Annotated in this window: 25 protein-coding genes, 4 tRNA genes and 1 riboswitch; of the genes, 8 read left to right on the top strand and 21 right to left on the bottom strand. The window is 66.8% G+C overall.

Features of this window, described 5'->3' with window-relative positions; genetic code table 11:
* Nucleotides 1-8: 8 nt before the first annotated feature.
* Nucleotides 9-1,286, bottom strand: coding sequence for a methyltransferase family protein (locus ACPXCG_RS14810; protein ID WP_425792699.1), 1,278 nt, complete (start codon nt 1,284-1,286; stop codon nt 9-11).
* 5 nt (nt 1,287-1,291) lie between these two features.
* Nucleotides 1,292-2,425 carry a hypothetical protein gene (locus tag ACPXCG_RS14805; protein ID WP_425792698.1) on the bottom strand — a complete coding sequence of 378 codons (1,134 nt, stop codon included), beginning with the start codon at nt 2,423-2,425 and terminating at the stop codon, nt 1,292-1,294.
* A gap of 140 nt (nt 2,426-2,565) precedes the next feature.
* Between ACPXCG_RS14805 and ACPXCG_RS14800 the strand changes: the two genes are divergently transcribed.
* The gene (locus ACPXCG_RS14800) at nt 2,566-3,534 is read left to right on the top strand and encodes a YhjD/YihY/BrkB family envelope integrity protein (RefSeq protein ID WP_425792697.1); all 969 of its coding nucleotides are present in this window, start codon (nt 2,566-2,568) and stop codon (nt 3,532-3,534) included.
* A 4-nt stretch (nt 3,535-3,538) separates the two neighbouring features.
* Here ACPXCG_RS14800 and ACPXCG_RS14795 read toward each other — a convergent pair whose 3' ends face one another.
* The 5 genes from ACPXCG_RS14795 to ACPXCG_RS14775 form a co-directional block, all read right to left on the bottom strand.
* Entirely contained in the window at nt 3,539-4,369 is an 831-nt protein-coding gene (locus tag ACPXCG_RS14795; RefSeq protein WP_425792696.1) for a DUF2786 domain-containing protein, read from the bottom strand.
* A gap of 113 nt (nt 4,370-4,482) precedes the next feature.
* Nucleotides 4,483-4,944, bottom strand: a complete 462-nt coding sequence (locus tag ACPXCG_RS14790) for a VOC family protein (RefSeq protein WP_425792695.1) — start codon at nt 4,942-4,944, stop codon at nt 4,483-4,485.
* Complete coding sequence (locus tag ACPXCG_RS14785; protein WP_425792694.1) at nt 4,941-5,405, bottom strand: helix-turn-helix domain-containing protein; 465 nt, start codon at nt 5,403-5,405, stop codon at nt 4,941-4,943. The genes ACPXCG_RS14790 and ACPXCG_RS14785 overlap by 4 nt, the downstream gene beginning before the upstream one ends.
* Nucleotides 5,406-5,427: 22 nt before the next feature.
* Entirely contained in the window at nt 5,428-5,697 is a 270-nt protein-coding gene (locus ACPXCG_RS14780; RefSeq protein ID WP_425792693.1) for an excalibur calcium-binding domain-containing protein, read from the bottom strand.
* Between the two features lie 81 nt (nt 5,698-5,778).
* Complete coding sequence (locus ACPXCG_RS14775) at nt 5,779-6,753, bottom strand: L-lactate dehydrogenase (RefSeq protein ID WP_425792692.1); 975 nt, start codon at nt 6,751-6,753, stop codon at nt 5,779-5,781.
* A gap of 153 nt (nt 6,754-6,906) precedes the next feature.
* Between ACPXCG_RS14775 and ACPXCG_RS14770 the strand changes: the two genes are divergently transcribed.
* The gene (locus ACPXCG_RS14770; RefSeq protein ID WP_425792691.1) at nt 6,907-7,371 is read left to right on the top strand and encodes a hypothetical protein; all 465 of its coding nucleotides are present in this window, start codon (nt 6,907-6,909) and stop codon (nt 7,369-7,371) included.
* Nucleotides 7,368-7,676: a transcriptional regulator gene (locus ACPXCG_RS14765; protein ID WP_425792690.1), complete on the top strand. Its 309-nt coding sequence runs from the start codon at nt 7,368-7,370 to the stop codon at nt 7,674-7,676. The genes ACPXCG_RS14770 and ACPXCG_RS14765 overlap by 4 nt, the downstream gene beginning before the upstream one ends.
* A gap of 215 nt (nt 7,677-7,891) precedes the next feature.
* Here the strand turns inward: ACPXCG_RS14765 and rplA are convergent, their stop codons facing one another.
* The 6 genes from rplA to ACPXCG_RS14735 form a co-directional block, all read right to left on the bottom strand.
* On the bottom strand, nt 7,892-8,608 hold the full coding sequence (rplA, locus tag ACPXCG_RS14760) for a 50S ribosomal protein L1 (protein WP_425792689.1): 717 nt from the start codon (nt 8,606-8,608) through the stop codon (nt 7,892-7,894).
* Between the two features lie 130 nt (nt 8,609-8,738).
* Nucleotides 8,739-9,173, bottom strand: a complete 435-nt coding sequence (rplK, locus tag ACPXCG_RS14755) for a 50S ribosomal protein L11 (RefSeq protein WP_164310977.1) — start codon at nt 9,171-9,173, stop codon at nt 8,739-8,741.
* 86 nt (nt 9,174-9,259) lie between these two features.
* Entirely contained in the window at nt 9,260-10,129 is an 870-nt protein-coding gene (nusG, locus tag ACPXCG_RS14750) for a transcription termination/antitermination protein NusG (protein WP_425792688.1), read from the bottom strand.
* A 71-nt stretch (nt 10,130-10,200) separates the two neighbouring features.
* Nucleotides 10,201-10,647, bottom strand: coding sequence for a preprotein translocase subunit SecE (gene secE / locus ACPXCG_RS14745; RefSeq protein ID WP_425792687.1), 447 nt, complete (start codon nt 10,645-10,647; stop codon nt 10,201-10,203).
* A gap of 38 nt (nt 10,648-10,685) precedes the next feature.
* Nucleotides 10,686-10,758, bottom strand: a tRNA-Trp gene (locus ACPXCG_RS14740).
* A 234-nt stretch (nt 10,759-10,992) separates the two neighbouring features.
* A complete protein-coding gene (locus tag ACPXCG_RS14735) occupies nt 10,993-12,393 on the bottom strand; it encodes a PLP-dependent aminotransferase family protein (RefSeq protein ID WP_425792686.1) in 1,401 nt (466 codons plus the stop codon).
* Between ACPXCG_RS14735 and ACPXCG_RS14730 the strand changes: the two genes are divergently transcribed.
* A complete protein-coding gene (locus ACPXCG_RS14730; RefSeq protein WP_425792685.1) occupies nt 12,392-13,363 on the top strand; it encodes a DMT family transporter in 972 nt (323 codons plus the stop codon). The genes ACPXCG_RS14735 and ACPXCG_RS14730 overlap by 2 nt on opposite strands.
* Before the next feature lie 17 nt (nt 13,364-13,380).
* Here the strand turns inward: ACPXCG_RS14730 and ACPXCG_RS14725 are convergent, their stop codons facing one another.
* From ACPXCG_RS14725 to ACPXCG_RS14705, 5 genes are all read right to left on the bottom strand, one after another.
* Nucleotides 13,381-14,463, bottom strand: a complete 1,083-nt coding sequence (locus ACPXCG_RS14725; RefSeq protein WP_425792684.1) for a fused (3R)-hydroxyacyl-ACP dehydratase subunits HadA/HadB — start codon at nt 14,461-14,463, stop codon at nt 13,381-13,383.
* Between the two features lie 253 nt (nt 14,464-14,716).
* Nucleotides 14,717-14,884, bottom strand: a complete 168-nt coding sequence (rpmG, locus tag ACPXCG_RS14720) for a 50S ribosomal protein L33 (protein WP_003929651.1) — start codon at nt 14,882-14,884, stop codon at nt 14,717-14,719.
* 82 nt (nt 14,885-14,966) lie between these two features.
* Nucleotides 14,967-15,040: transfer RNA gene (locus ACPXCG_RS14715), tRNA-Met, on the bottom strand.
* A 21-nt stretch (nt 15,041-15,061) separates the two neighbouring features.
* Nucleotides 15,062-15,134, bottom strand: a tRNA-Thr gene (locus ACPXCG_RS14710).
* 123 nt (nt 15,135-15,257) lie between these two features.
* A tRNA-Tyr gene (locus ACPXCG_RS14705) sits at nt 15,258-15,338 on the bottom strand.
* A gap of 196 nt (nt 15,339-15,534) precedes the next feature.
* Between ACPXCG_RS14705 and ACPXCG_RS14700 the strand changes: the two genes are divergently transcribed.
* The gene (locus ACPXCG_RS14700; protein ID WP_267630108.1) at nt 15,535-16,026 is read left to right on the top strand and encodes a YajQ family cyclic di-GMP-binding protein; all 492 of its coding nucleotides are present in this window, start codon (nt 15,535-15,537) and stop codon (nt 16,024-16,026) included.
* A gap of 91 nt (nt 16,027-16,117) precedes the next feature.
* On the opposite strand, the gene ACPXCG_RS14695 is transcribed toward ACPXCG_RS14700, so the two are convergent.
* Nucleotides 16,118-16,777, bottom strand: a complete 660-nt coding sequence (locus ACPXCG_RS14695) for a hypothetical protein (protein ID WP_425792683.1) — start codon at nt 16,775-16,777, stop codon at nt 16,118-16,120.
* A gap of 97 nt (nt 16,778-16,874) precedes the next feature.
* On the opposite strand from ACPXCG_RS14695, the gene ACPXCG_RS14690 reads away from it, so the two are divergent.
* Together ACPXCG_RS14690 and ACPXCG_RS14685 are read left to right on the top strand one after the other, a co-directional pair.
* Nucleotides 16,875-17,804 carry an oxidoreductase gene (locus ACPXCG_RS14690; RefSeq protein WP_425792682.1) on the top strand — a complete coding sequence of 310 codons (930 nt, stop codon included), beginning with the start codon at nt 16,875-16,877 and terminating at the stop codon, nt 17,802-17,804.
* 252 nt (nt 17,805-18,056) lie between these two features.
* Nucleotides 18,057-19,475 (top strand): stealth family protein, encoded by a 1,419-nt coding sequence (locus ACPXCG_RS14685; protein ID WP_425792846.1) that lies wholly within the window; start codon nt 18,057-18,059, stop codon nt 19,473-19,475.
* Here ACPXCG_RS14685 and ACPXCG_RS14680 read toward each other — a convergent pair.
* On the bottom strand, nt 19,439-20,386 hold the full coding sequence (locus ACPXCG_RS14680; RefSeq protein ID WP_425792681.1) for a phosphodiesterase: 948 nt from the start codon (nt 20,384-20,386) through the stop codon (nt 19,439-19,441). The two genes, ACPXCG_RS14685 and ACPXCG_RS14680, sit on opposite strands and share 37 nt — an antisense overlap.
* A gap of 113 nt (nt 20,387-20,499) precedes the next feature.
* Nucleotides 20,500-20,592: riboswitch (TPP riboswitch) on the top strand.
* On the opposite strand from ACPXCG_RS14680, the gene ACPXCG_RS14675 reads away from it, so the two are divergent.
* On the top strand, nt 20,583-21,365 hold the full coding sequence (locus tag ACPXCG_RS14675; protein ID WP_425792680.1) for a 3-oxoacyl-ACP reductase: 783 nt from the start codon (nt 20,583-20,585) through the stop codon (nt 21,363-21,365). (Overlaps the previous riboswitch by 10 nt.)
* A gap of 21 nt (nt 21,366-21,386) precedes the next feature.
* Here the strand turns inward: ACPXCG_RS14675 and htpX are convergent, their stop codons facing one another.
* The gene (gene htpX / locus ACPXCG_RS14670) at nt 21,387-22,247 is read right to left on the bottom strand and encodes a zinc metalloprotease HtpX (protein ID WP_425792679.1); all 861 of its coding nucleotides are present in this window, start codon (nt 22,245-22,247) and stop codon (nt 21,387-21,389) included.
* Nucleotides 22,248-22,389 lie beyond the last annotated feature (142 nt).

Here is a 22,389-nt window from a genome sequence, read left to right as displayed (position 1 = left end):
ACACGAGGTCAATCTCGTGCGATGTCGCGGGGCGCTCCCCCGGACACATCGACCAGTACCTGCAGCACGTGCGAGATACCCGGCGTGGCGATGACCCACCCGGCGAGCGCCCATGCCAGGTTCAGGTGGGTCAGCACCAGGCCGAACGCCCGCACTCCGTCGACCACCACTGTCGGCGACTGATATCGCATGCGCCGCAGCTCATCCTGATGGTCTTCGGCCGGCAGCACCTCGAGGCCCACCGGTGATCGCTCGACGATCCACGCGGTGAGTTCGCTGCACGGGTCACAACCGCGCGCGAGATGCACCCGCGCCGGCTCGCCATAGGTCACCGGGTGCCGACGCGGCCACCACGGCCGCACCGCCCGTCGGTAGTCGGCCCAATCACCACCGAATCGGGTTGCCAGTGAATCGTTTTCGACATAGGCGGCGAGACCGGAGGAGAACGCGGCAGCAATCAGCGCGGCACCGGCCAGCAGTGGCAACCCGGTGATCACCGCCAACAGGACCAGCAGCAGCGTGCCGCACAATTGCATCGGGTTGCGTACGTACGCATACGGCCCCGACGTCACCAGGCGATCCGGCGCATCCCACGGGTAGGGCGTCCCGCCGTGCCGCGCGAACTCCACCACTGCCGCCACCGCCACCAGCGCGACGACCCCGGCGACCTGCATCAACGCCAGGTCGAATGGTCCGCCGACCTGGTCGAGCACCGCCTCGGCCGAGCGTCCGGACATCGTCGCCGCAACAGCCGGAATGGCCACCAGCAGGATCGCGGTGAACAACACGACCTGCAGACAGACCCGCAGGCGCAGGCGTCGTCGGCGGGCGGTCAGTTCACCGAGCAGCACGCCCGGGAGCAGGCAGGTGATCACGGCGACCACCTCACCCCACCACCAGTGCGGCGAGAGGCGGACGGCGGGATCGAGGACCGGCATCAGATAGATGTCCAGCAGGATCAAACCGACCACCGCGTAGCGGGGCGCGATCCATTGTCCGGCGAGCACCGGGATCAGCGACCACAGCACGGCCCACGCGATGATCAGGTCCGCCGGAACCCCGAACCATTCGCCGCCGGTGGTGCCGAACGACCACCACCCGACCTGCACGGCGAGAACATTCACCGCGGTCAGACCGATCAGATTCCACAGCAGCGCCGGCACCGCCGAAGCGCGGCGCGCGATGTCGGGCACCGCAAACCACAGGGCGGCGGCACCGAGCACCGGCAGCATCGTCGCCAGCGCGGTGATGGTGGCGGCGTCGAGCCAGGTACCGGCGGCGGGCATGCCCATCACCGGTGCGCGTGGGTGTCGGTCGCACCCGCGGCCGGCGGTGTCACCGACACGTCCTCGAGTTCGATGGTCCGGATCAGGTAGTCGGCGGCGCGCCAGGTGACGAGGCGTTCGATGGGACCGAAATACCAGGAGGGTGACAGCAGACGGGTGTAGCCCAGTTCCCACCGGACCTCGGTGTGGGTGGCGTCCACGGCCCGCCAACGCACGCGCATCTCGTCCCACCGCAGCCATGTGGCCAGGGGGCTCGTGTCCGCGACGCGGCGGAAGGTGACCGATGTTCGGGTCCGTTCGTCGACCACCAGATGCAGCGCCGAGGATTGTTCGCCCCAGTGGTGCGCCGACACCGGGCCCGACCGGTGATGCGCGCCGGCGAAGGTGATGGTGCGGCGTTGCCCGAGGCCGAGTCCGCCAGAGTCTGCGACGGGTCGCGGAAACCCGATCGCCAGCAGACCGTCGGGACGGGTCGCCTCCAGCCGCAGCGGCGCTGCCAACGCCGCCGGCATCTGTGCGGCCGGGAGGTCGATGTTCCGGGTGGCCGACGACGTCGCGTCACCCGGCACGGTGAGCACCGGAGCCGTGCCCTCCAACGCCAGGAGAGCCAACAACGCCGGCCCGACGAAGACCGCCGGACCACGACGTTTGGCGTCTCGCGCCGACACCGACACCCGCGCACCGAGATACACGAACAGATAGAAGATCGGTGCCGCCATCAGCACGCAGCAGGCACCCTCACCCAGTACGGGAACCGACAACAACAGCAGAATCGTGGTCACCTTCATCGCCATGCCCGCCGGACGCCTGGCCGGCGAACCAAGGGTGAGGACCACGGCCAGCACGAGCGGGATGCCGATGTAGAGGGCGGCCGACTGTCCCAGACCCACGCCCTTGATCAGCCGGTAGAGGCAGAAGCCCACGCCGAACGCCACGATCGCGGCCGCCACCCCCCATTGTTGGGCAGTGGGCCGATACCGACTCTGGGCACCGTCGCCGGGATCTGCCGACGGCGGGCCGGTGTCCGCGCCGCTGTCGTCGGGCACGTGCTCCGGGGACGGATTGTCGCCGCGGTCGCCGTCGCCGTCGCCGTCGCCGTCGCCGTCGGAACCGTGCGCGCCATCGGGTGGCTCCGTCAACTCCCGCCCCCTTTCCGCGCCATCCGCGCGGGTACACCCGGGATCGGATGGACATACGCTACCGAGACGGCATCCGGCACGGCCACTAGGATTCGACCGGCAGCCGTAGGCCACCGCCCGCGGGAAGGGAGACGTCTGGGGTGAGTTCTCCGTCGCTGAGTACCCGGGTGCGTGAGCGGGGTGTCACTCTCGCCAACCGGGCCCGCGTGATCCCTGGCGCGTACCTCGTCATCCGCATCATCCGTGACCTGGCCGTCAACGACGTGACCGACCGGGCCATGACACTGGCGGCCCAGGCATTCACCTCCATCCTGCCCATCGTCATCCTGTTGACGGCGTTGCCCGACCAGACCTTCATCACCACAGCGTTGAGCGGTCTGGGCGTCGATCCCGACCGGGTGGATCTCGTCTCCGATGCCACCCCCGGCTCGGCGACCGCGATCGGGGTGCTCGGCGCGCTCATGACCATCGCGGGCGCGACGTCGCTGTCGCGGGCGCTCGGCCGGATGTACGTGTCGGTGTGGCAGGTGACCAAGCTGCCGATCTCGGGCTGGTGGCGTTGGGTGGTGGTGATCTTCGTCTTCCCCGTCGGGGTGGTCCTCCAAGGCCTCGCGAGTTCGCTGCACCACGTCACGTTGAACGGTCGCACGCTGTTCGGTGGGTACAGCATCGTCGGCCTCGCACTGGAGGTCGTGGCGACCTTCCTCATCTGGACCCTGCTGTGGACCGTCGTCCCGCGGCTGCTGGTGTCCGCACAGGTACCGATGCGGTTGCTGGCCCTCGACGGTGTCGTCTCGGGGTTGTTCATCACGATTCTGCTCATCGGCAGTCGCCTCGCCCTGCCCACCATTCTCAGTGAGACCACCAAGCACTACGGCACGCTCGGGGCCGTCTTCGTCGCGATCAGCTGGCTGTTCTTCTACGCCGCGATCGTGGTGGTCAGCGCGATCGTGGTGCACACGCTGGTCACCGACGACGGTTTCGTGGGTGCCTGGATTCGCCGCCATGCCGGCACCACCCATCCCTTTCCGGTCCGGCCCAGCGAGTTCCTTGCCGACGACGCGTTCCGCATCGATCCACCCGTCCACGACGCCCCCGCCGAACGGTGAGGTCTCACTTGTCCAATGCGCCACGGGCCGAGCCGAACTCTCGGTCCGCACCGATCTTGGCCCGTCGGCCCGCCCGATCCCCCGCCTTGCGGGCCGCCTCGGAGTAGCCGGCCGACGCGCTCGACGGCCGCCAGGTGCCGCGCGCCTTGGATTCCGCACGATAGAAGTCGGTGACCTCGATCTCCTTGTTGCGCAGGGCCAGCGCGGTACCCGACGGTCGGTCCGCGTCGTCGGTGTCGGCGGTGAGCGCATCGGCCCGGGCCTGTTCGCGGGCCTCGTTCAGCCGCTTGCCGATCCGTTCGGCGAACGCGGACTGGAAGTTGAGCCGGGCGGTGATCGGCGAGAGCGGCTTGGTCTCCACGACCCGCCGCGTCCGCCACCCCGATCCGCGGCTGACCACCCGCGAGAACTCCTCACCCTTGTAGGCGCCCGACCGCAGGTAGGCGTCGCTGGCCGCGACCATCTGCACCACCAACGACGTGTAGAGGGTCTCGCAGGTGTCGATGTCGGCGGCGTAGCCGTAGGCCATGACGAACGTGGAGTTGCCGGCCACGTCGACGGTGATGTCGTTCGCCCGTGCGATCGCCACGAACAGCTGCACGTACGTCTTGAGCCCACGTTTGCCTGCCGCACCGATGGTGATCTGCCGCGAGATCGGTGTGGTCTTCTGCCGGCCCGCCGGGTCGTGCGCCCGGGCGACGGCCAGGTCGATCGACGCCGTGGTCGCCAGACGTTGCGCGGCCTGCATGAACGTCTCGGCCTCGTGCGGGTTGTCGGTGCCCTCGGCCTGTCGCAGCAGCGCCGAGATCTTGGAGAGCAGCTTGTCATCGCGCATATGGATCAGACTATCCAGCGGCCCGTTTGGTTCCGTTCCGTCGCGAATTCGTCGCAGGGCGACACGATTGCCACGGTGCCACTGGTTGAACAGTCCACGGCCTCCGACACGGCTCAGGAACCGTCAGGCGCCCACCGGGAGAGGTCGTCGTCGGTGATGTCCCGATCCGTGGCGGCGCGTTGGGTCATCCGGATCTGGTTGCCGAACGGGTCGCGGAATGCACAGTCGATGCCGTACGGCTGGTCTTCGGGTTCCTGGGTGAACTCGACGCCCTTGGCCAGCAACTCGGCGTAGGTGCCACGACAGTCGTCGGTGGTCAGGATCGTCGTCCCCAGCGCACCCCGGGTCAGCAGATCGCGAACGGTCCCGGCCGCGTCGTCGGAGATCGAGGGCGGGCCGGGCAGCGACAACAGGATCTCGCGGTCGGGCTGACCGGGCGCGGCGATGGTCAGCCACCGCATGAAGCCCATGTCGACGTCGGTGGTCACCACGAATCCGAGTCTCCCGACATAGAACTCGAGTGCGGCGTCCTGGTCGAGGACGTAGATGGAATGGATGCTGATGCCGTTGATCATGTGCCCGACGATACGACGATCGGACGTGGCCCGGCTTCTCCGAAACTGCTCGGATCCGCTCGGCTCGGATCGTGTCGGGGGCGGGTCCAGTCCCTCACGAAGCACGACGGCACCGGCGCAGGCGCCGAGTTCCGGCGGTACTCCGTCGGACTGCGCCCGATGATCGCGGTGAACGTGCGTCCGAAGGTGCCGAGACTCTCGTATCCGACGGCGCCGGCCACCTCGGTCACCGGGAGTTCGGTGTTGCGCAGCAGCGCGCAGGCCCGTTCGATGCGCCTGCGCTGCAGGTAGCGATGCGGCGTCTCGCCGAACACGTCCCGAAACCGTCGGGTGAAATGCGCCGGGGAGATCAGCGCGATGCGCGCGAGGGTCGCGACGTCGAGAGGTTCGGCGTATGCGCGGTCGATGGCATCCCGCGCACGCAGGAGTCGCCGGTTCTCGTCCTCACGTGGGGTGAACACACCATTCAGTGTTGCTCACAGGTCAGTGTCGCTCGCAGGCGATGCCGTCGTTGTCCCCGTCGTGCGACGATTCCTGACTGTAGAGATTGTCGTTCACCGTGAAGTTCGTGACCGGTGTCCCGGATGTCGAGTCCACGGCCCCGGACTTTCCGACACCGTGCGGGTAGTCGGCGTTGAGGGCCTTGCAGTTGCTATACGCCGATGCCTCCGCCGGCGCTGCGACCGCCAACGGTGCCACGACGAGTGTTGCCGCGGCGAGCATTCCGACAAAGATCTTCCGTGAGCACCGCATGATTGCCTCTTCCCACATTCCTCGATGAATGCGGTGACGGTAGCCCCGCCCGCGGCGTCCCGGGTCCCGAATCGAACCGGGTTACTCCGAACGACCGAACGGCTGGAGCCCGAACTTCGCCTGCATCCCCCGCAGGGTTTCCGCCGAACGCATCAGACCCGACAACTCGTCGTCGGACATCGGCATCTCCAGGCGGGTCCGGGCTCCCCCGCGGTCGACGATCGTCGGCAGCGAGAGGCAGACGTCGTCGAGGCCCTCGTAGCCCGTGGCGACCGTCGACACCGGCAGCACCCGGTGCTCGTTGTTCAGCACCGCCTCGACAATACGGGTGGCGGCCAGACCGATCGCGTAGTTGGTCGCGCCCTTGCCCTCGATGATCTTGTACGCGGCGTGGACCACCTCGTGGTGGATTCGTTCGCGAGCCGCCGCATCGATGGCCTCCCCCGAGCCCAACGGCTTCCAGTGCAGCAGTGGCACGCCGCCGATGCTCGCCGAACTCCACAGCGGGATCTCGCTGTCACCGTGTTCGCCGACGATGTAGGCATGCACGTTCTGCACCGCGACGTCGCAATGCTGCGCGATCAGGAACCTCAGTCGTGACGAGTCGAGCACGGTGCCCGAACCGAACAGCTGACTATTCGGCAGACCACTGTATTTCAGCGCCGCATAGGTGACGATGTCGACCGGGTTGGTGACCATGATGTAGACGGCGTTCGGGGCCACCTCGAGCACCCCGGGCATGATCTTCTTGGTCAAACCGATGGTGGCCTCGGCCAATTCGAGTCGCGACTGCCCGGGCCGCTGCTTCGCCCCGGCGGTGAAGACCACCACGTCGGCGTCGGCGCACACCGACACGTCGTCGTCGCCGATGATGTCGGCGCGCGGGACGAACTCCAGTCCGTGCGACATGTCGAGGACCTCGGCGGTCACCTTCGCGGTGTTGATGTCCATCAGCGCGATCGTCCGTGCCACGCCCCGGATCAACGACGCATACGCGACGGCGGTGCCGACCGCTCCCGCTCCGATGATCGCCAGCTTCGTCGGTCGTACGTCCATCAAGTCACCACCTGATCTCGTTGGCCCGCCCCTGCCGGCGATTATTCCTGCATCGCCAGGGGGTTGCAGCGTTCTGAGCCGACGGTTGACTTTCCCGGCAGGAAAGTGGACGATGACTTTCCAAGTGGGAAAGTCAAACCGGCGGAGGAGCCGATGACCGACATGACGCCCGAACAGGCGCGCGCCGCCCTGGCCGCGGCCGATCGCGCACGACGCGACGTCGCCGAGGAGATCGGGCTGCCCCGGGCCTACTGGTGGGCCATGGCCTGCGGTTGGCTCGTGCTGGGCCTGCTGGGTCAGTTCGCGCCGTGGTGGGTGGTGACCGTGGCGACGGTGGCGTTCGGCGCCGGTCATGCGACGGTTGCCTCTCGCCTGCTGGACGGCCGACGTCGCAGCTCACGACTGCAGGTCAGCCGCTCGGTCGCCGATCGCCGGATCCCGTTGATCGTCATCGCGATTCTGCTGACCGCGGTGGCGTTCACCATCGCGCTCGCGTTCGCCCTGCAGGCCGACGGCGCCGGACATCCTTCGTTGTGGGCGGCGGCAATCACCGCGCTCGTCGTCGGGTTCGGTGGCCCCGAGGTGTTCACGAGCACGCGCCGATGGATCGGTGCATGACCGCCGAAGCCGACGGCGCCGCCCGTTTCGACGAGCTGATCCATCCCAGCACCCGCCTGGCACTGGTCGCCACACTCGCCGCGGCCGATTGGGCGGAGTTCGCCTTCCTCAAGGAGCAGCTGGCGCTCTCGGACTCGGCGCTGTCCAAGCAGTTGTCGACGTTGGAGGAGGCGGGATATCTCAGCATGGAGCGCCGCCTCACCGGCCGACGACGAACCGTCCGGGCTCAGCTCACCGCGGCCGGCCGCGACGCCTACACCGGTCACATCGCTGCGCTGCGGGCCATCATCGGCAACACGACCTGACATACGACCCGCGGTACGACAAAAGCCCCCGACCACGACAGTGATCGGGGGCTTTGAGTCTGCGAGCGTCGCGCCCTGAGGAGCGCCCTTCGTGACACTCCGCTAGCGCTCCGTTCCTCAGGGACCGCCACGGCTAGCGCCGCGCCCCGAAAAGCGAGCTTGCGAACGCCCCTCACCCGCCCCCTGAGGAGCGAGCTTGCGAGCGTCTCGAAGGGTCAGCCCTGCGGGGCCTCGGTGAAGTTGCGGGTCACCAGCGGGTCGACCGGGATGCCCGGGCCCGTGGTGGTGGAGACGGTGACCTTCTTGACGTAGCGTCCCTTGGCCGCGGACGGCTTCGCACGCATGATCTCGTCGTAGGCGGCGCCGTAGTTCTCCGCCAGCTTCTCGACGTCGAACGATGCCTTGCCGATGACGAAGTGCAGGTTGGCGGCCTTGTCGACGCGGAAGTTGATCTTGCCGCCCTTGATGTCGTTGACGGCCTTGGTGACGTCGGTGGTCACGGTGCCGGTCTTCGGGTTCGGCATCAGACCACGCGGGCCGAGCACACGCGCGATGCGGCCGACCTTGGCCATCTGGTCCGGGGTGGCGATCGCCGCGTCGAACTCCAGCCAGCCGCCCTGGATCTTCTCGATCAGGTCCTCGGCGCCGACCTCGTCGGCTCCGGCCGCGGTGGCCTCGGCGGCCTTGTCGCCGGCGGCGAACACGATCACGCGGGCGGTCTTACCGGTGCCATGGGGCAGGTTGACGGTGCCGCGGACCATCTGGTCGGCCTTGCGCGGGTCGACGCCCAGCCGGACCGCGACCTCGACGGTCGAGTCGGTGTTCTTCGACGACGTGTCCTTGGCGAGCTGCGCAGCTTCCAGCGGGCTGTACAGCTTGCTCTTGTCGACCTGTTCCGCGGCGGCGCGGTAGGCCTTGCTCTTCTGTGCCATTGCTCTGTTCTTTCTCCGTGAATGATGTTCGGGTTAGTGGTTGCTGGGCCGAGCGGGCCCTCCCACGTTTCCCGCCGGTCGAGTAGCCCGAAGCGCTAGCGCAGGGCGTATCGAGACCAGCGGCAGATCGTCAGCCCTCGACGTTGATCCCCATCGACCGTGCAGTACCGGCGATGATCTTCGCGGCCTGATCGATGTCGTTCGCGTTGAGGTCTTCCTGCTTGGTCTTCGCGATCTCACGGACCTGGTCCATGCTGACCTTGCCGACCTTGTTGGTGTGCGGCTCGCCGGAGCCCTTCTGCACACCGGCAGCCTTGAGCAGGAGCTTCGCAGCCGGCGGGGTCTTCAACTTGAAGTCGAATGAACGATCTTCGTACACGAAGATCTCCACCGGGATGACGTTGCCGCGCTGCGACTCGGTCGCCGCGTTGTACGCCTTGCAGAATTCCATGATGTTCACGCCGTGCTGACCGAGCGCCGGACCCACGGGCGGAGCCGGGTTGGCCTGGCCTGCCTGGATCTGGAGCTTGATGATCCCGGCGAGCTTCTTCTTCTTGGGAGGCATCTAATTGTTCCTTGCTTGTCTTCTTGCAGATCCACGCCCGCTGGAGACGTGAAAGTTCGTGGTCGCCCACCGTCGGTGGGCGTTGGTCAGATCTTCTCGACCTGATTGAAGCCGAGTTCGACCGGTGTCTCGCGACCGAAGATCGACACCAGCACCTTGACCTTGCGCTGCTCGGCGTTGACCTCGCTGATGGACGCGGGCAGGGTCGCGAACGGGCCGTCCATGACGGTGACCGACTCGCCCACCTCGAAGTCCACCTCGATGACCGCGGTCGCCGCGGCGGCAGCCGCCTCGACACCCTCGGCCCCGGCCTTGGAGGCAGCGGGCTTCTTGGTCTCGACGCGCGGCATGAGGAACTGCAGCACCTCGTCGAGCGACAACGGCGACGGCTTGGAGGTCATCCCGACGAAGCCGGTCACGCCCGGCGTGTTGCGCACCGCGCCCCACGAATCGTCGTTGAGGTCCATGCGCACCAGGATGTAACCCGGCAGCACCTTGCGGTTGACCTTCTTCGGCTGGCCGTTCTTGATCTCGGTGACCTCTTCGGTCGGTACCTCGACCTGGAAGATGTAGTCGCCGACATCGAGATTCTGCACACGGGTCTCGAGGTTGGCCTTCACCTTGTTCTCGTAACCCGCGTAGCTGTGGATCACGTACCAGTCACCGGGAGCACGACGGAGCTGCTTGCGCAGTTCCTCGACCGGATCGGCGTCCTCGGCGGGTGCTTCTTCGGCAGCGACCTCGTCCGCCACGTCGACTTCGTCTGCGACCGCGTCCTCGATGGCTTCCTCGACGACGGACTCGCCGCCCTCGACGGCTGCTGCGTCATCCTCGGCGGCCTCGACCTGTGCCTCGACACCGGGATCGTCGGTCTCGTCGGCGGTATCCACCGCCGACGTGTCGACCACACCGATCGACTCTGGGGTCGGTTCGATCTCGTTCTCCGGGGTGCTCACTGCAGCCCACGCTCCTCTTTCGGTTCCGGTTGTCCTTGGCCTGGGCCTGCGCCCCACTGGTCTGGGTGGCGTCAGCCGAACAGCCAGAGAACTCCCTTGGCGAAGGCGATGTCGAGGCCGGAGATGAATGCGGTCATCACGATCACGAAAATCAGCACGACAATCGTGTAGGTGATCATCTCACGGCGGGTCGGCCAGATGACCTTCTTCAGTTCGGCGACGACCTGCTGCAGAAAAACCCACAACCGAACGAACGGATTGCGACTCTCGCCGGCAGGTGCCTTCTTCTTGCGTTCCTTGACCGCGACCGCGGATCCGGTGTCGGAGTCCGCGCCGCCGTCGGTGCTGGAGGCACTTGTCGATGAACGACGACCCCTCGACGAGCGTTTGCCCGACGGACGCAGTTCACCCGACTCCGCGCCGTCGACGTCATCGCGACTTTCGAGCTCCCCCACCGACTCGGCGGAGGTGTCCTCCGCGGCATCTTTGGCGCGGGCAGCTCGATCTCGCTTGCTCACCTTCGAGGTCCTCTCGTCTACGTGTGCCCTCACCAGGGCAGGGGCGACAGGACTTGAACCTGCAACCTGCGGTTTTGGAGACCGCTGCTCTGCCAGTTGAGCTACGCCCCTTTGCGACTGTGCGTGGCTGATAGCCACGGTACAGCTGCCTTCTCGACCTCCTCAGATCGGAAAACTCCCGACAAAACCAACGCGCCACCCTATGGGCAGCGCGCAAGTCTGAGTCAATCCAGACACTTCAGTGTAGATCACTGCCCAGGACAAACCCAAAACGGGTTCCTGCCGCCACCTCAGAGGTTGCTCATCGACGCGGTGGGCGCACCCATCAGCGACCTTCACCCGCGACTACAACGCGCCCGCCAGGATCTCCACCGCTTCCGCGTATCGATCCGGCGCTGCGGCGGCGAAGTTGAGCCGGATGAACGGTCCGGTCGGCTCGGTCGGAAACCATTCCCCGCCGGCCGAGATCGACAGTCCGCGAGCGAGCGTGCGGGCCGCGACCAGCTCGGCGTCGGTCGGTGTCCCGTCGGAGCCCTGGCCGGGCAGGGCGGCCCACAGATTCAGCCCGCCGCGCGGTACGCGTTCCACCTCGATCATCGGCGCACCGGCGGCGAGCTCCCCGACCAATGCGTCTCGACGCGCCTGCAGCGCGCGGCGCAGGCGCAGCAGATGAGTGCGCCACGTGGGCCTCGACACCACATCGAGGGCCACCGACTGCAGGACCGGCGCGACGTAGAGATCCGACACGGTCAACGCGTTCTCGATCCGGGTCCGAGCGGGTCCGCGCGCGAGCAGCGCGGCCACCCGGACCGTCAGCGACAGGCTCTTGGTCAGCGATCGGATGTAGACGACGTGCCCGTCGGTGTCGGAGCAGACCAGTGGTCTGGGACCGGCCTCCATCGCGAAGTCGTGTGCCCAGTCGTCCTCGACGACGAAGGCACGGTGCGCACGGACGACCGCCAGGACGTCGTCGCGCTGGGCCGCCGTCCACACGTCACCGGTCGGGTTCGCAAACGTCGGCTGCACGTACGCGAGGCGCGCTCCCGACGTCGCGAACGCCTCGTCGAGATCGACGGCCGACGGCGCGCCGCCGGTGCGTGGCACGGGGACGGTGATCAGCCCGGCCTGGCGCGCCGCCGCGATCGCACCCCAGTAGGTCGGCGACTCCATCACGATGGGATCACCGGGTGCGGCCAGGGCGCGGAACGTCGCCGCGAGCGCCGCCTGACCGCCGGAGGCGATGACCGCGTCGGTGTCCCGCCAACCGTCCGCCTCGAGCTCGTCGACGAACCAGCGGCGCAGGTCGGGTAGCCCGGCCGTCGGTGGGCGATGAAAACTCTCCTCGCGCCGCACAACGCGAGCGAAAGCACTGCGGACCTCACGGACAGGTAGGAGCTCGATGTCGGGGTAGCCGCTGTGCATCGCGATGGTGTCGTGCGGGATCTGACGCATCGTCGAACCGATCGGCGACGCACCCGCACGTTCGGGACCGAGCGCGGCGGTCTGCCACGCAACGTCGGCCCGATCCGAGCCGACGTGTCGTCGCCGCACGAATGTGCCGGAACCGGATCGGGTTTCGACGACGCCCTCGGCCACCAGCTGCGCGAGAGCGCGCTGCACCGTCACCGGGCCCGCGCCGAACCGCGATGCCAGTTCGCGCGTCGAGGGCAGTCGACCACCGGCCTCGGCGGCCGCGGCGACAGAACGGAGGTGTTGCGCGATCCGCTGGCTGCTATCGTCGGACATGAAAGCCAATAGTAGCGCTATCGGCAACCCTCCTCCGGTGCTATCACAGCCGGGGATGCTGTGGGGTCTCCTCGGCGTCGTCGCCTTCTCGTTCACCGTGCCGTCCACCCGGGTCGCCGTTGCGGGACTCGACCCGTTGTTCATCGGTTGCGGTCGCGCCGTCGTCGCCGCCGGCCTGGCCGCGATCGCCCTCGCGCTGGGACGCGCCCGGCTCCCGACCACCAGACAGCTGATGAGGCTCCTGCCGGTGTCGATCGGCGTGGTGGCGGGATTCCCCATCCTCACGTCGCTCGCGCTCCGCGATGTCGGGGCCGGACACTCGGCGGTGGTCATCGGTGTGCTTCCGGCGGTCACCGCGGTCGTCGTGGCGGTGCGTACCCGAGAACGACCCAGCCGTCGGTTCTGGGTGGGCGCCACGCTGGGTGTGGTGGCCACCGGCGCGTTCACCCTCGCCGGACACGGCGCTCTCGGCACCGCGGGCGCCAGCGATCTCTACCTGCTCGGTGCGGTCGCGCTCGCGGCGATCGGCTACGCACAGGGCGGTTTGATGTCACGTGAACTCGGGGCGTGGCAGACGATCTGCTGGGCGCTGCTGTTGGCGTCGCCGGTCATGCTGGTCGCCACGGTCATCGTGAGCGATGGTCGATTGCCGCACGCCACGACCGGCCAGTGGGCGGCGTTCGCCTACCTCAGCGCCGTGAGCATGTTTCTCGGCTTCTTCGCCTGGTACCGGGGGCTGGCGATCGGCCCGATGACCACGGTCAGTCAGATCCAGCTCGTCCAGCCGGTGCTGACCGTCACGTGGGCGGTACTGCTACTCGGCGAACGGCTGACGGTGTCGCTGGTGATCGGCGGTGCCGCGGTGATCGGTTGCGCCGCGTTCACCGTGCGGAGCCGGGTCGTGGCGCCGTCAGCCGACACGACGGCGCGACGCGAGGCGGATGATCCGTCTCGCGCCGCGCTGCGGTGATGTGTGGTCGGGTCCGCTCAGTTGAACTGAACGTGCGCCTGGGCGCGCCCGAAGATCTTGCGGTCACCCTGCTTGGCGACCATGGCGATCACGCCGCGGCGCGTCTCCGGGTCCAGCGACTTGATCTTGCCGGTGAAGTCGACCTGGGCGTAACCCTCCGCGGGCACATAGACCGGGCTGGTGAATCGCACGTTGTACTCGTAGATCGCTGCCGGGTCGCCGACGAAGCTGCTGATGAAGCTCGCGCCCAGACCCATCGACTGCATTCCGTGGGCCACGCAGGTCTCCAGGCCGATCACCTTGGCGACCTCGTCGGAGAAGTGGATCGGGTTGGGATCGCCGGCCACGCCCGCGTAGTTGACGAGGTTGCCGCGGGTGAGGGTCTTGGTGACGGGCGGCAGTTCCTGACCGACGGTCAGATCGTCGAAGTTGATCGCGGCGTATGGCTTCGGTTCCACCTGCGGATCCGGCAGGTCGTAGCGGTCGAACGGCCCGTGCACCGTGTTCGGCATGTCCGGCTCGCTGTCGACCTTCATCATCACGTGCTCGAGCTTGTCGAGGACCTCGGGATCGGCCTCCACCGCGGCACGGGCCACCAGGCTGGTCCAGGTGGTCATCACCGGCTCTTCGCGCTGGTTCCAGATGATGTTCTTGGTGATCATCACGTCGGTGCCGGCCATCTGGCGGAATGAGTCGAGCGAGACGTCGCAGACTAGCTGGTCGCCCACCTTGATCGGCTGGTGGAACACCAGGCGCTGATCGGTCTGCATGATCTGCCACAGGTCGTACCCGGTGACGACGTCCTCGAACAGACGACGCTGGGCGATGATCCCGAGCACCGACACGAACGTGGGCGCGGCGATGAGGGTCTCATGGCCCATTTCCTGGGCGGCCTTCTCGTTCCAGTGGACCGGGTGGTCGTCCTGCACGGCGCGGGCGTGCTTGCGGACCTCTTCACGCCCGACCTCGTAGTAGTCGTCGACCGTGTAGTTGAAGCCCACCATCTCCCTGGTGTGGGCAGCGATCTCCTCTGGACTGAGTTTCACACCCTTCTTCAACGCGTCGATCCGTTCCTGAACCTCGGCCTCGCTGACTGACATCGGATGCCGCTCCTTTGCTCGACCAATCCGCAGATGGTCGGGATCTCGTGGACGGTCCCTCGACTGCCGAGGGGTTCGGGCGTGGTCCACGGCGGTAAGCGTCGCGTGGAGGGCAACTCCCATCGCTACCGCTCGTTGTGTGGTGCCGTTCCTGCTCTCAGGGGGTCCGGTGACGGAGTCCCCTTGCCACGGTAATGGCTGCGGGCCACCTCATCAGAGGTAGCCCGCGTAATTGCCATTTTCCGCTGAACGCTCAGCGCGATTCCTTGTGCGCCTGATGCTTGCCACAGTTCGGGCAGAACTTCTTGATCTCGAGGCGATCGGGATCGTTGCGACGGTTCTTCTTGGTGATGTAGTTGCGGTGCTTGCACACCTCGCACGCCAAGGTGATCTTGGGGCGAACATCTGTTGAGGAGGCCACTTCGTTGCCTTCTTTCGGGTGGTACGTGGCGGGCTCGGCATGCCCTTTGCGTGTCGGGTCCGAGCTGGTCGGCACCGATGTGTAGCGGTGGAGGGACTCGATCCCTCGACCTCACGATTATGAGTCGTGCGCTCTAACCAGCTGAGCTACACCGCCATGTGGACTGGAGGTCCAGCGAGCCCCCTAACGGAATCGAACCGTTGACCTTTTCCTTACCATGGAAACGCTCTACCGACTGAGCTAAGGGGGCGTGCCCGAACGAACCCGTGAGCTGTTCGAGAGCCTTAACGAGGTTACACACGAACCCAGGCGCTCACCAAATCGCTGGTCAGCGACCGGTGGCGAGCGCCGGAGTTCAGCGTGGACCACGTCGTGGCAGGTATAGGATTCGAACCTATGTAGCTTGCGCGACGGATTTACAGTCCGCTCCCTTTGGCCGCTCGGGCAACCTGCCGTGCCGTCCGTCGGGCCGGGTCATCGGCCGTAAGAACAACGCCGTGAAGAATACAACGAACTCTCGGTGTCGACGCAAACCGGCTGCTCAGCACGGCCTCCCAGGTCCGCACCCGGCCTCCTTCGTGGCGGCTCGAGTAGTTGTTCGACCACCGCACCCCACAGGAGCGCACGGCCGGGCCGATAGGGTGTCACCCATGGCTGATTCATCGTTCGACGTGGTGAGCAAGGTCGACCGCCAAGAGGTCGACAACGCCCTCAACCAGGCCGCCAAGGAGCTGTCGCAGCGCTACGACTTCCGCGGCACCAACACCGGGATCGAGTGGTCCGGCGAAGAGAACATCGTGATCACCTCGGACGCCGAGGAGCGCGCGCAGGCCGGCCTCGACGTCTTCAAGGAAAAGCTCATCCGCCGCGACATCTCGCTCAAGGCGTTCGACGCCGGCGAGCCCGCCGCATCGGGCAAGACCTTCAAGATCAGCGGCAAGATCGTCGAGGGCATCGATTCCGAGCACGCCAAGAAGATCTCCAAGAAGATCCGCGACGAGGGCCCCAAGGGTGTCAAAGCACAGATCCAGGGCGAGGAGCTCCGGGTGTCGAGCAAGAAGCGCGACGATCTGCAGGCCGTGATCTCGCTGCTCAAAGGCGAGGACTTCGGGATCGCGTTGCAGTTCGTGAACTACCGCTAGCGGAGGTCCCCGCCCGCCGATCGAGCCTCGTCCCCTTCCGCCGATCGAGTAGCGGCGACGAAGGAGCCGCGTATCGAGATCACCGCACCCGCTACACGATGCCCAACTCGCGCGCCCGCACACCGGCCTGGAACCTCGACTGTGCGCCGAGCGACGACATCAGGTCGGCGACCCGGCGTCGGTAGGTACGCACACCGAGGCCGAGGCTGCGCGCCGCCGATTCGTCCTTGACGCCTCGGGAGAGCAGGTCGAGCACCTGCGGCGCGAGCCGGCGGATGTCCGCGATCCGCGCGTCATAGGCGGCGAGGTCCGTCGCCGATCGCCAGGCGGCCTCGAACAGCGACGACACCCCCTGCACGGTGTCGGCCTGGGTGATGACGCTGTAACTGCGCCCGCCTGCGGTCCGATCGCCGGCGAGGATGACCAGCCGACGGTCCACAATGATCGTCTCGTTGATCTCGTCGGTGGTGACGCGAATCTCCGCGCCGAACTGGTCGCGGCGCTTGGCCAACTCGTGTGCCGCCACCGGATCGAGGAGGGTCCCGGCCTGGTAGATCTTGCGGACCCGCTGATCGGGCCTGCGTTGCTGCGCCGCCGAGTCCGCGAGTTCCCCCGCGCCGTGTGACCATGCGAAGGTCCACAGATCGTTCGCCGCACAGACGACCTCGGCGGCCGACGCGAACAGATGTGCTGTCCGCTGGAGCAGTTCCTCCTCGCCACGCACGACGGTGACGGAATCAGTGCTGTGCATGCCACATATTGTGCGCCGACCCGGCCCGTCTCCGCAGGCGTGGCAGCTTGTTGCCATCGGCGGCCCCGTCGTCGGCGGCGGAGCCATGCTGGATTCCATGACCACTGATTCGACATCCACAGCCACCATCCCCACCGCCGACGCAGCCGGAACCTGGCAGCTCGGCGACCGCACCGTCAGCCGCATCGGCCTCGGCGCCATGCGCCTGGGCGGCATGCCCTGGGAAGCACCCCGGAGCCGCGACGACGCGCTCGCCGTCCTCCGTCGAGCCATCGAGCTCGGCGTGAACCACATCGACACCGCCGCGTTCTACTTCACTACGACGCGCTCCTCAAACGAACTGATCAGCACGGCCTTGCAGCCCTACCCGGACCATCTCGTGATCACCACCAAGGTCGGACCGAGTCAGTCCAGGGACGGCGAGTTCGAGCCGATGGGTCGTCCCGACCAGTTGCGCGGCCAAGTCGAGGAGAACATCCGTCAGCTGGGCCTCGACCAGCTCGATGTGGTCAACCTGCGCTGGGGCACCACCATGGAGAAGACGGAAGGGTCGCTGGCCGACCACCTCGAGGCGCTGGTCGAGCTGCGCGACGCGGGCCTGCTGCGCAACATCGGCATCTCCAACATCACGGCCGACCAACTGACCGAGGCGATGACCATCACGCCGGTGGTCAGCGTGCAGAACCGATACGGCCTCACCGACCGCGACGACGACACCCTGCTCGAGCTATGCCGTGAACACGGCATCGCATTCGTACCGTTCTTCGCCGTGGCCACCTCCACCTGGGCCTCCCCAGAGGGACCTGACGACACCGGAGAATCCGAGATCGCGACCATTGCCGAAGCACACGGCGCCACCCCGGCGCAGGTCCGATTGGCGTGGACCCTGCAGCGCGGTGCGCATGTGCTCGCGATCCCCGGCACCGGCAACCCGGCCCACCTGGAACAGAACGTCGCGGCCGGCGGCCTCCGACTGACCGCCGACGAGGTCGCCGTGCTCGACCGCATCGCGCCTGCCCGCAGGTAGGACGACGGGCCGGCAGGGCAGTCCCTGACCTGGGACTAGACTGACGATGTCGCGGTTGCGGCGAGCATCCGGAAGGTCACCATCAGCAATTCCCCCGCCCCGATCGACGTCCTCCGTGCACCCCAGCAGGAGTCCCTCCACACCGCTGTACGTGCGAAGACCCCCGCCGAGCGCAATCCACGCGAACCCGATGTGGTCCGATTCAACGGCCGCCTCGCGTTGGTGAACACGAGCACCACACCCCACGAAGCGATGGTCGAGGATCTTCTCTTCCTGCGTGACGTCCTCGACCGCGCCGGGATCGGCTACCTGCTGGTTCGCGGGAACGATGAGCGTCCCGTGCTGGCGATCGACTGGGCGCTGCGCAAGCGCTTCAGGTCGGCGTTGACCGCCGCGTGCGCGGATCATCCGTTCTATGCCAAGACCGTGGGTGCGGGACGGGGTCGGCCCGCCCTGGTCGCCGACGGCGCGTTGTCGACGCACCGCAAAGCCCGCGTGTTCCGTCTGTTCCGACCGCGCGTCCACCTCGCCAGCGGCATGACGTTCGGAGCGGCGACCGGCGTGCAGATCGAATTGTGGACGACGGCAGGTGACGATCTGCTGTTGCCCGTGGCCAATTCGTTGACGCGACGAACGGTCTCCTCACGGGAAGCGGTACGCAGCGAGGTCGAGAGGTTCGGGCGCACATGGCCGACCTTCGAGAAGATGTTCGCCCACCAGGCTTCCGACATCACTTTCGACATCGATCTGGTGTTCTCCTGGGTGGACGGGTCGTCGAAGGAATGGCAGGCTCAGCGCGCCAGGAGGATGCAGAGCCATGTGGTCGGCGAGGGTGACGATTCCGAGGCCCGGTTCCGTCAGATCGACGAGTTGCGGTATGCGCTGCGCAGTGTGCACATGTACGCCCCGTGGATCCGGAGGATCTTCATCGCCACCGACTCGCCGAAACCTGCATGGCTTGCCGATGATCCGCGGGTGACGTTCGTGCGCAGTGAGGAGTTCTTCGCAGATCCGTCGGTCCTTCCGACCCACAATTCGCAGGCTGTCGAGTCCCAGTTGCACCGCATTCCCGGTCTCGCCGAACACTTCCTGTATTCCAACGACGACATGTTCTTCGGTCGTTCCGTGAGCCCGCAGATGTTCTTCTCCCCCGGCGGAGTGAGCATGTTCATCGAGGCACCGATCCGAATCGGACTGGGCTCCAACAACGATCAACGCAGCGGATTCGAGAATTCGGCGCGAGTGAATCGCGGGCTCCTCAGAGATCGGTTCGGCCTGGTCACCACCCGCCATCTCGAGCATGCGGCGACGCCGCTGCGCAAGAGCGTGATGGCGGAGATGGAGGCAAAGTTCCCGGCCGAGTTCGCGGCCACCGCGGCCAGCACCTTTCGGGCGGAGACCAACATCTCGGTCACCAACTCGCTCTATCACTATTACGCGCTCATGAGCGGCCGCGCGGTGGTGCAGCGCTCGGCCAAGGTCAAATACGTCGACACCACAGCGAAATCCGGCCTACGACAGATGGATTCACTCCTGACGAAGCGGTCGATGGACTTCTTCTGCCTCAACGATGGCAGCACACCCGACGTCGACCTGGACGTGCGCACCATCAAGGTCACCCACTTCTTGCAGAACTACTTCCCGATCCCGGCACCCTGGGAAGCCGTCTGAGCGGCTGCCTCGGGGCCGGGTATGCGGACCCCCGCCTCGATCAGTCGCCGCTCGGTCTCCGCCGGGCTCACATATTCACCGACCGTGTCGTAGTCGCCGACCGGGGCCACTGAGTGGACGACGGTTTCCGGATAAACGTGCACCAGATTGAAGCCCTGGGCTCCGTTGCGGCCACGTAAGGCCCCCGCCGGACCGGTGAGATCCTGTGTGTAGCAGGTGGCCGACGCGACCGAGACGGGAATACCGGCAAACATCGCGGTGGTCGAGTAGTGCAGGTGGCCGGCGAGGATGGAGCGCACGTCGCTGCCCCTCAGAATGTCGGCGAGCCGGTGCTGGTCGCGCAACTCCACCAGTACCGCGAGGTCGAGTACACACGGGACCGGCGGATGGTGCATGGCCAGGATGGTGCCGTGTGGCGCGGGCACCGAGAGTTCGGCCGCAAGCCACTCCAATTGATCCTCGGCGATTTCGCCATGATGGCTCCCCGGCACCGAGGTGTCGAGAGCGACGACACGGAGACCGTCGATGTCGTAGACACGATCGATCGGTGCCGCCGAAGGTGCCTCGTCGAGAAGTTCCGACCGGAAATGCGCTCGATCGTCGTGGTTTCCGATGGACCAGATGACCTGCGCACCAATGGATTCTGCGACTTCGTCGACTATCGACCGCAACTTCCGGTAAGCCGCGACCTCTCCCCGATCGGCGAGGTCGCCGGTGAACAGCAGCGCATTGGGGCGCACGTGTGAAGCCTCGACTTCGGCGAGGATCTGCCGCAGTGTCACCTCGCTGTCGACGGCGCCGTACAGCGGGCCGGCATCGCCGACCAGATGCGTGTCACTCAGGTGCAGGATCAGGTGCGACGGATGGGGGTACTCCGACATCCGGATACCGTCTGGACCCCTGTTGCTCATCGGTCTCCTGCTTCCGCCCGCCCGATGTGCAGAGCCCGATTGGGCGCCTGCCTGTGTCCAACCCTAGACGTGTGTGCCTGAGTCGTGTGCTCGCGCGGGCGCATGATCTGATGAAACACGACACGGGGTGCCGCGCCGGCGGCTGAGACCACACCCGCCGAACCTGTCCAGTTAGCACTGGCGAAGGGATGTCCACATGAATGCGCTCGCTCCTGCAGTCTCCGAGCAGATCGTCCTGGTCACCGGCGGCGCCCGGGGCCTCGGCGCCGCGATCACCAAAGCTTTTGCCGCACAAGGAGCCCGGCTGGTCATCAATTTTCACCGCAGCGCGTCGGCCGCGGCCGCACTCGTCGATGAACTCGGCGGCGCCGGGCGGGCGGTGGCTCTGGGCGCCGATGTGACCGACCGTGACGCGGTGTTCGACCTCGTCGCACGGGCTCGGGAACATTTCGGCGCGCCGGTCTGCACCGTGGTCAACAATGCGCTGGCCGACTTCTCATTCAACGGCGACGACCGCGCCAAGCCCGACACCATCGATTGGCAGGCCTTCGACGCCCAGTTCCGGGGAAGCGTCGCGGCCGCGCTCAACACCACGCAGGCGGTCCTCGGCGACATGCGGGCGGCCGGATTCGGCCGCATCGTCAACATCGGCACCAACCTGGTGCAGAATCCCGTCGTCCCCTACCACGACTACACCGCCGCGAAGGCCGCACTCCTCGCCCTGACCCGAACGCTCTCCGCGGACCTGGGCCCCGACGGGATCGCCGTGAACATGGTGTCCGGTGGACTCCTCCGCACCACCGATGCCAGCGCCGCCACCCCGACTGCGGTCTTCGACGCCATCGCCGCGGGCACGCCCCTGCGAACAGTGACGACACCCGACGAATTCGCCGATGCCGTACTGTTTTTCGCGTCGCCGTGGTCGCGGGCGGTCACCGGCCAGAACCTTGTCGTCGACGGCGGGTTGGTCAAAGACTAGGAACAGGGCTACGCGACGCCACTACCCCCGGCCCGACCGCCTCGCCATCTCCTGCAACCGTGCGATGCGGTCGGGTGTCGGCGGGTGGGACGAGAACATCTTCGCGACGTTCCCGCCGCGGAACGGGTTGGCGATCATCATGTGCGACTGCGACTCGATCTTCGGGTCCGGGGGCAGCGGCGCCTGATCGATCCCGCCGCTGATCTTTGCCAATGCCGAGGCCAGCGCCAGCGGGTCACCGGTGAGTTCCGCGCCCGACTCGTCGGCCTGGTACTCACGCGAGCGGGACACCGACATCTTGATCAGCGAGGCTGCCAGCGGTCCCAACAGGCTGATCATCAGCACGCCCAGGATGCCGGGGCCGTTCCCGTCACGGTTACCGCCGCCGAAGAAGAACGCGAAGTTCGCCAGGCCGGTGATGACCGACGCCATCGCACCGGCCACCGACGAGATCAGGATGTCGCGGTTGTAGACGTGCGACAGCTCGTGGCCGAGCACCGCGCGCAGTTCCCGCTCGTCGAGCAGACGCATGATGCCCGCGGTGCAGCACACCGCGGCGTTCTTGGGATTACGGCCGGTGGCGAACGCGTTCGGCGATTCCGTCGGGCTGATGTAGAGCGCCGGCATCGGCTGGCGGGCCGTCGTCGCGAGCTCGCGGACGATCCGGTACAGCACCGGCGCCTCGACCTCGGTGACCGGCTGCGCGTGCATCGACCGCAGCGCCAGCTTCGCGGAGTTGAAATAGACGTAGGCATTCATGCCGATCGCCGCCAGCACCGCCAGCAGCAAGATGGTCGGGCTGCGGAAAAGCGCCCCGATCCCGACGATGATCGCCGACATCAGCCCCATCAGGGCCGCCGTCTTCAGGCCATTGAAGTGCATCTGTCCCTCGTTCTCAGCATTCGACCCGGCGCCCGTCGCCAGGTCCTTCATGTACCGAACGGACGACCGGGCGGCAGAGTTTCCTGCGCGACGTCGCGGCCCGCACACCTCGGTGAACTTTCGGGTAGTCAACTACGCGCGA

The organism is Gordonia sp. DT218 (genome assembly GCF_049847105.1).
Taxonomy (GTDB): Bacteria; Actinomycetota; Actinomycetes; order Mycobacteriales; family Mycobacteriaceae; genus Gordonia.
This window is presented reverse-complemented; position numbering and strand designations above follow the sequence as displayed.

Bases quoted from the DNA above. Each gene is read 5' to 3' on its own strand.
- ACPXCG_RS14810 (WP_425792699.1), bottom strand. From the start codon at position 1,286: ATGCCCGCCGCCGGTACCTGGCTCGACGCCGCCACCATCACCGCGCTG.
- ACPXCG_RS14795 (WP_425792696.1), bottom strand. From the start codon at position 4,369: ATGCGCGATGACAAGCTGCTCTCCAAGATCTCGGCGCTGCTGCGACAG.
- ACPXCG_RS14790 (WP_425792695.1), bottom strand. From the start codon at position 4,944: ATGATCAACGGCATCAGCATCCATTCCATCTACGTCCTCGACCAGGAC.
- ACPXCG_RS14780 (WP_425792693.1), bottom strand. From the start codon at position 5,697: ATGCGGTGCTCACGGAAGATCTTTGTCGGAATGCTCGCCGCGGCAACA.
- ACPXCG_RS14775 (WP_425792692.1), bottom strand. From the start codon at position 6,753: ATGGACGTACGACCGACGAAGCTGGCGATCATCGGAGCGGGAGCGGTC.
- ACPXCG_RS14770 (WP_425792691.1), top strand. From the start codon at position 6,907: ATGACCGACATGACGCCCGAACAGGCGCGCGCCGCCCTGGCCGCGGCC.
- ACPXCG_RS14765 (WP_425792690.1), top strand. From the start codon at position 7,368: ATGACCGCCGAAGCCGACGGCGCCGCCCGTTTCGACGAGCTGATCCAT.
- rplA (WP_425792689.1), bottom strand. From the start codon at position 8,608: ATGGCACAGAAGAGCAAGGCCTACCGCGCCGCCGCGGAACAGGTCGAC.
- rplK (WP_164310977.1), bottom strand. From the start codon at position 9,173: ATGCCTCCCAAGAAGAAGAAGCTCGCCGGGATCATCAAGCTCCAGATC.
- ACPXCG_RS14730 (WP_425792685.1), top strand. From the start codon at position 12,392: ATGAAAGCCAATAGTAGCGCTATCGGCAACCCTCCTCCGGTGCTATCA.
- ACPXCG_RS14735 (WP_425792686.1), bottom strand. From the start codon at position 12,393: ATGTCCGACGATAGCAGCCAGCGGATCGCGCAACACCTCCGTTCTGTC.
- ACPXCG_RS14725 (WP_425792684.1), bottom strand. From the start codon at position 14,463: ATGTCAGTCAGCGAGGCCGAGGTTCAGGAACGGATCGACGCGTTGAAG.
- ACPXCG_RS14700 (WP_267630108.1), top strand. From the start codon at position 15,535: ATGGCTGATTCATCGTTCGACGTGGTGAGCAAGGTCGACCGCCAAGAG.
- ACPXCG_RS14695 (WP_425792683.1), bottom strand. From the start codon at position 16,777: ATGCACAGCACTGATTCCGTCACCGTCGTGCGTGGCGAGGAGGAACTG.
- ACPXCG_RS14690 (WP_425792682.1), top strand. From the start codon at position 16,875: ATGACCACTGATTCGACATCCACAGCCACCATCCCCACCGCCGACGCA.
- ACPXCG_RS14685 (WP_425792846.1), top strand. From the start codon at position 18,057: ATGGTCGAGGATCTTCTCTTCCTGCGTGACGTCCTCGACCGCGCCGGG.
- ACPXCG_RS14680 (WP_425792681.1), bottom strand. From the start codon at position 20,386: ATGAGCAACAGGGGTCCAGACGGTATCCGGATGTCGGAGTACCCCCAT.
- ACPXCG_RS14675 (WP_425792680.1), top strand. From the start codon at position 20,583: ATGAATGCGCTCGCTCCTGCAGTCTCCGAGCAGATCGTCCTGGTCACC.
- htpX (WP_425792679.1), bottom strand. From the start codon at position 22,247: ATGCACTTCAATGGCCTGAAGACGGCGGCCCTGATGGGGCTGATGTCG.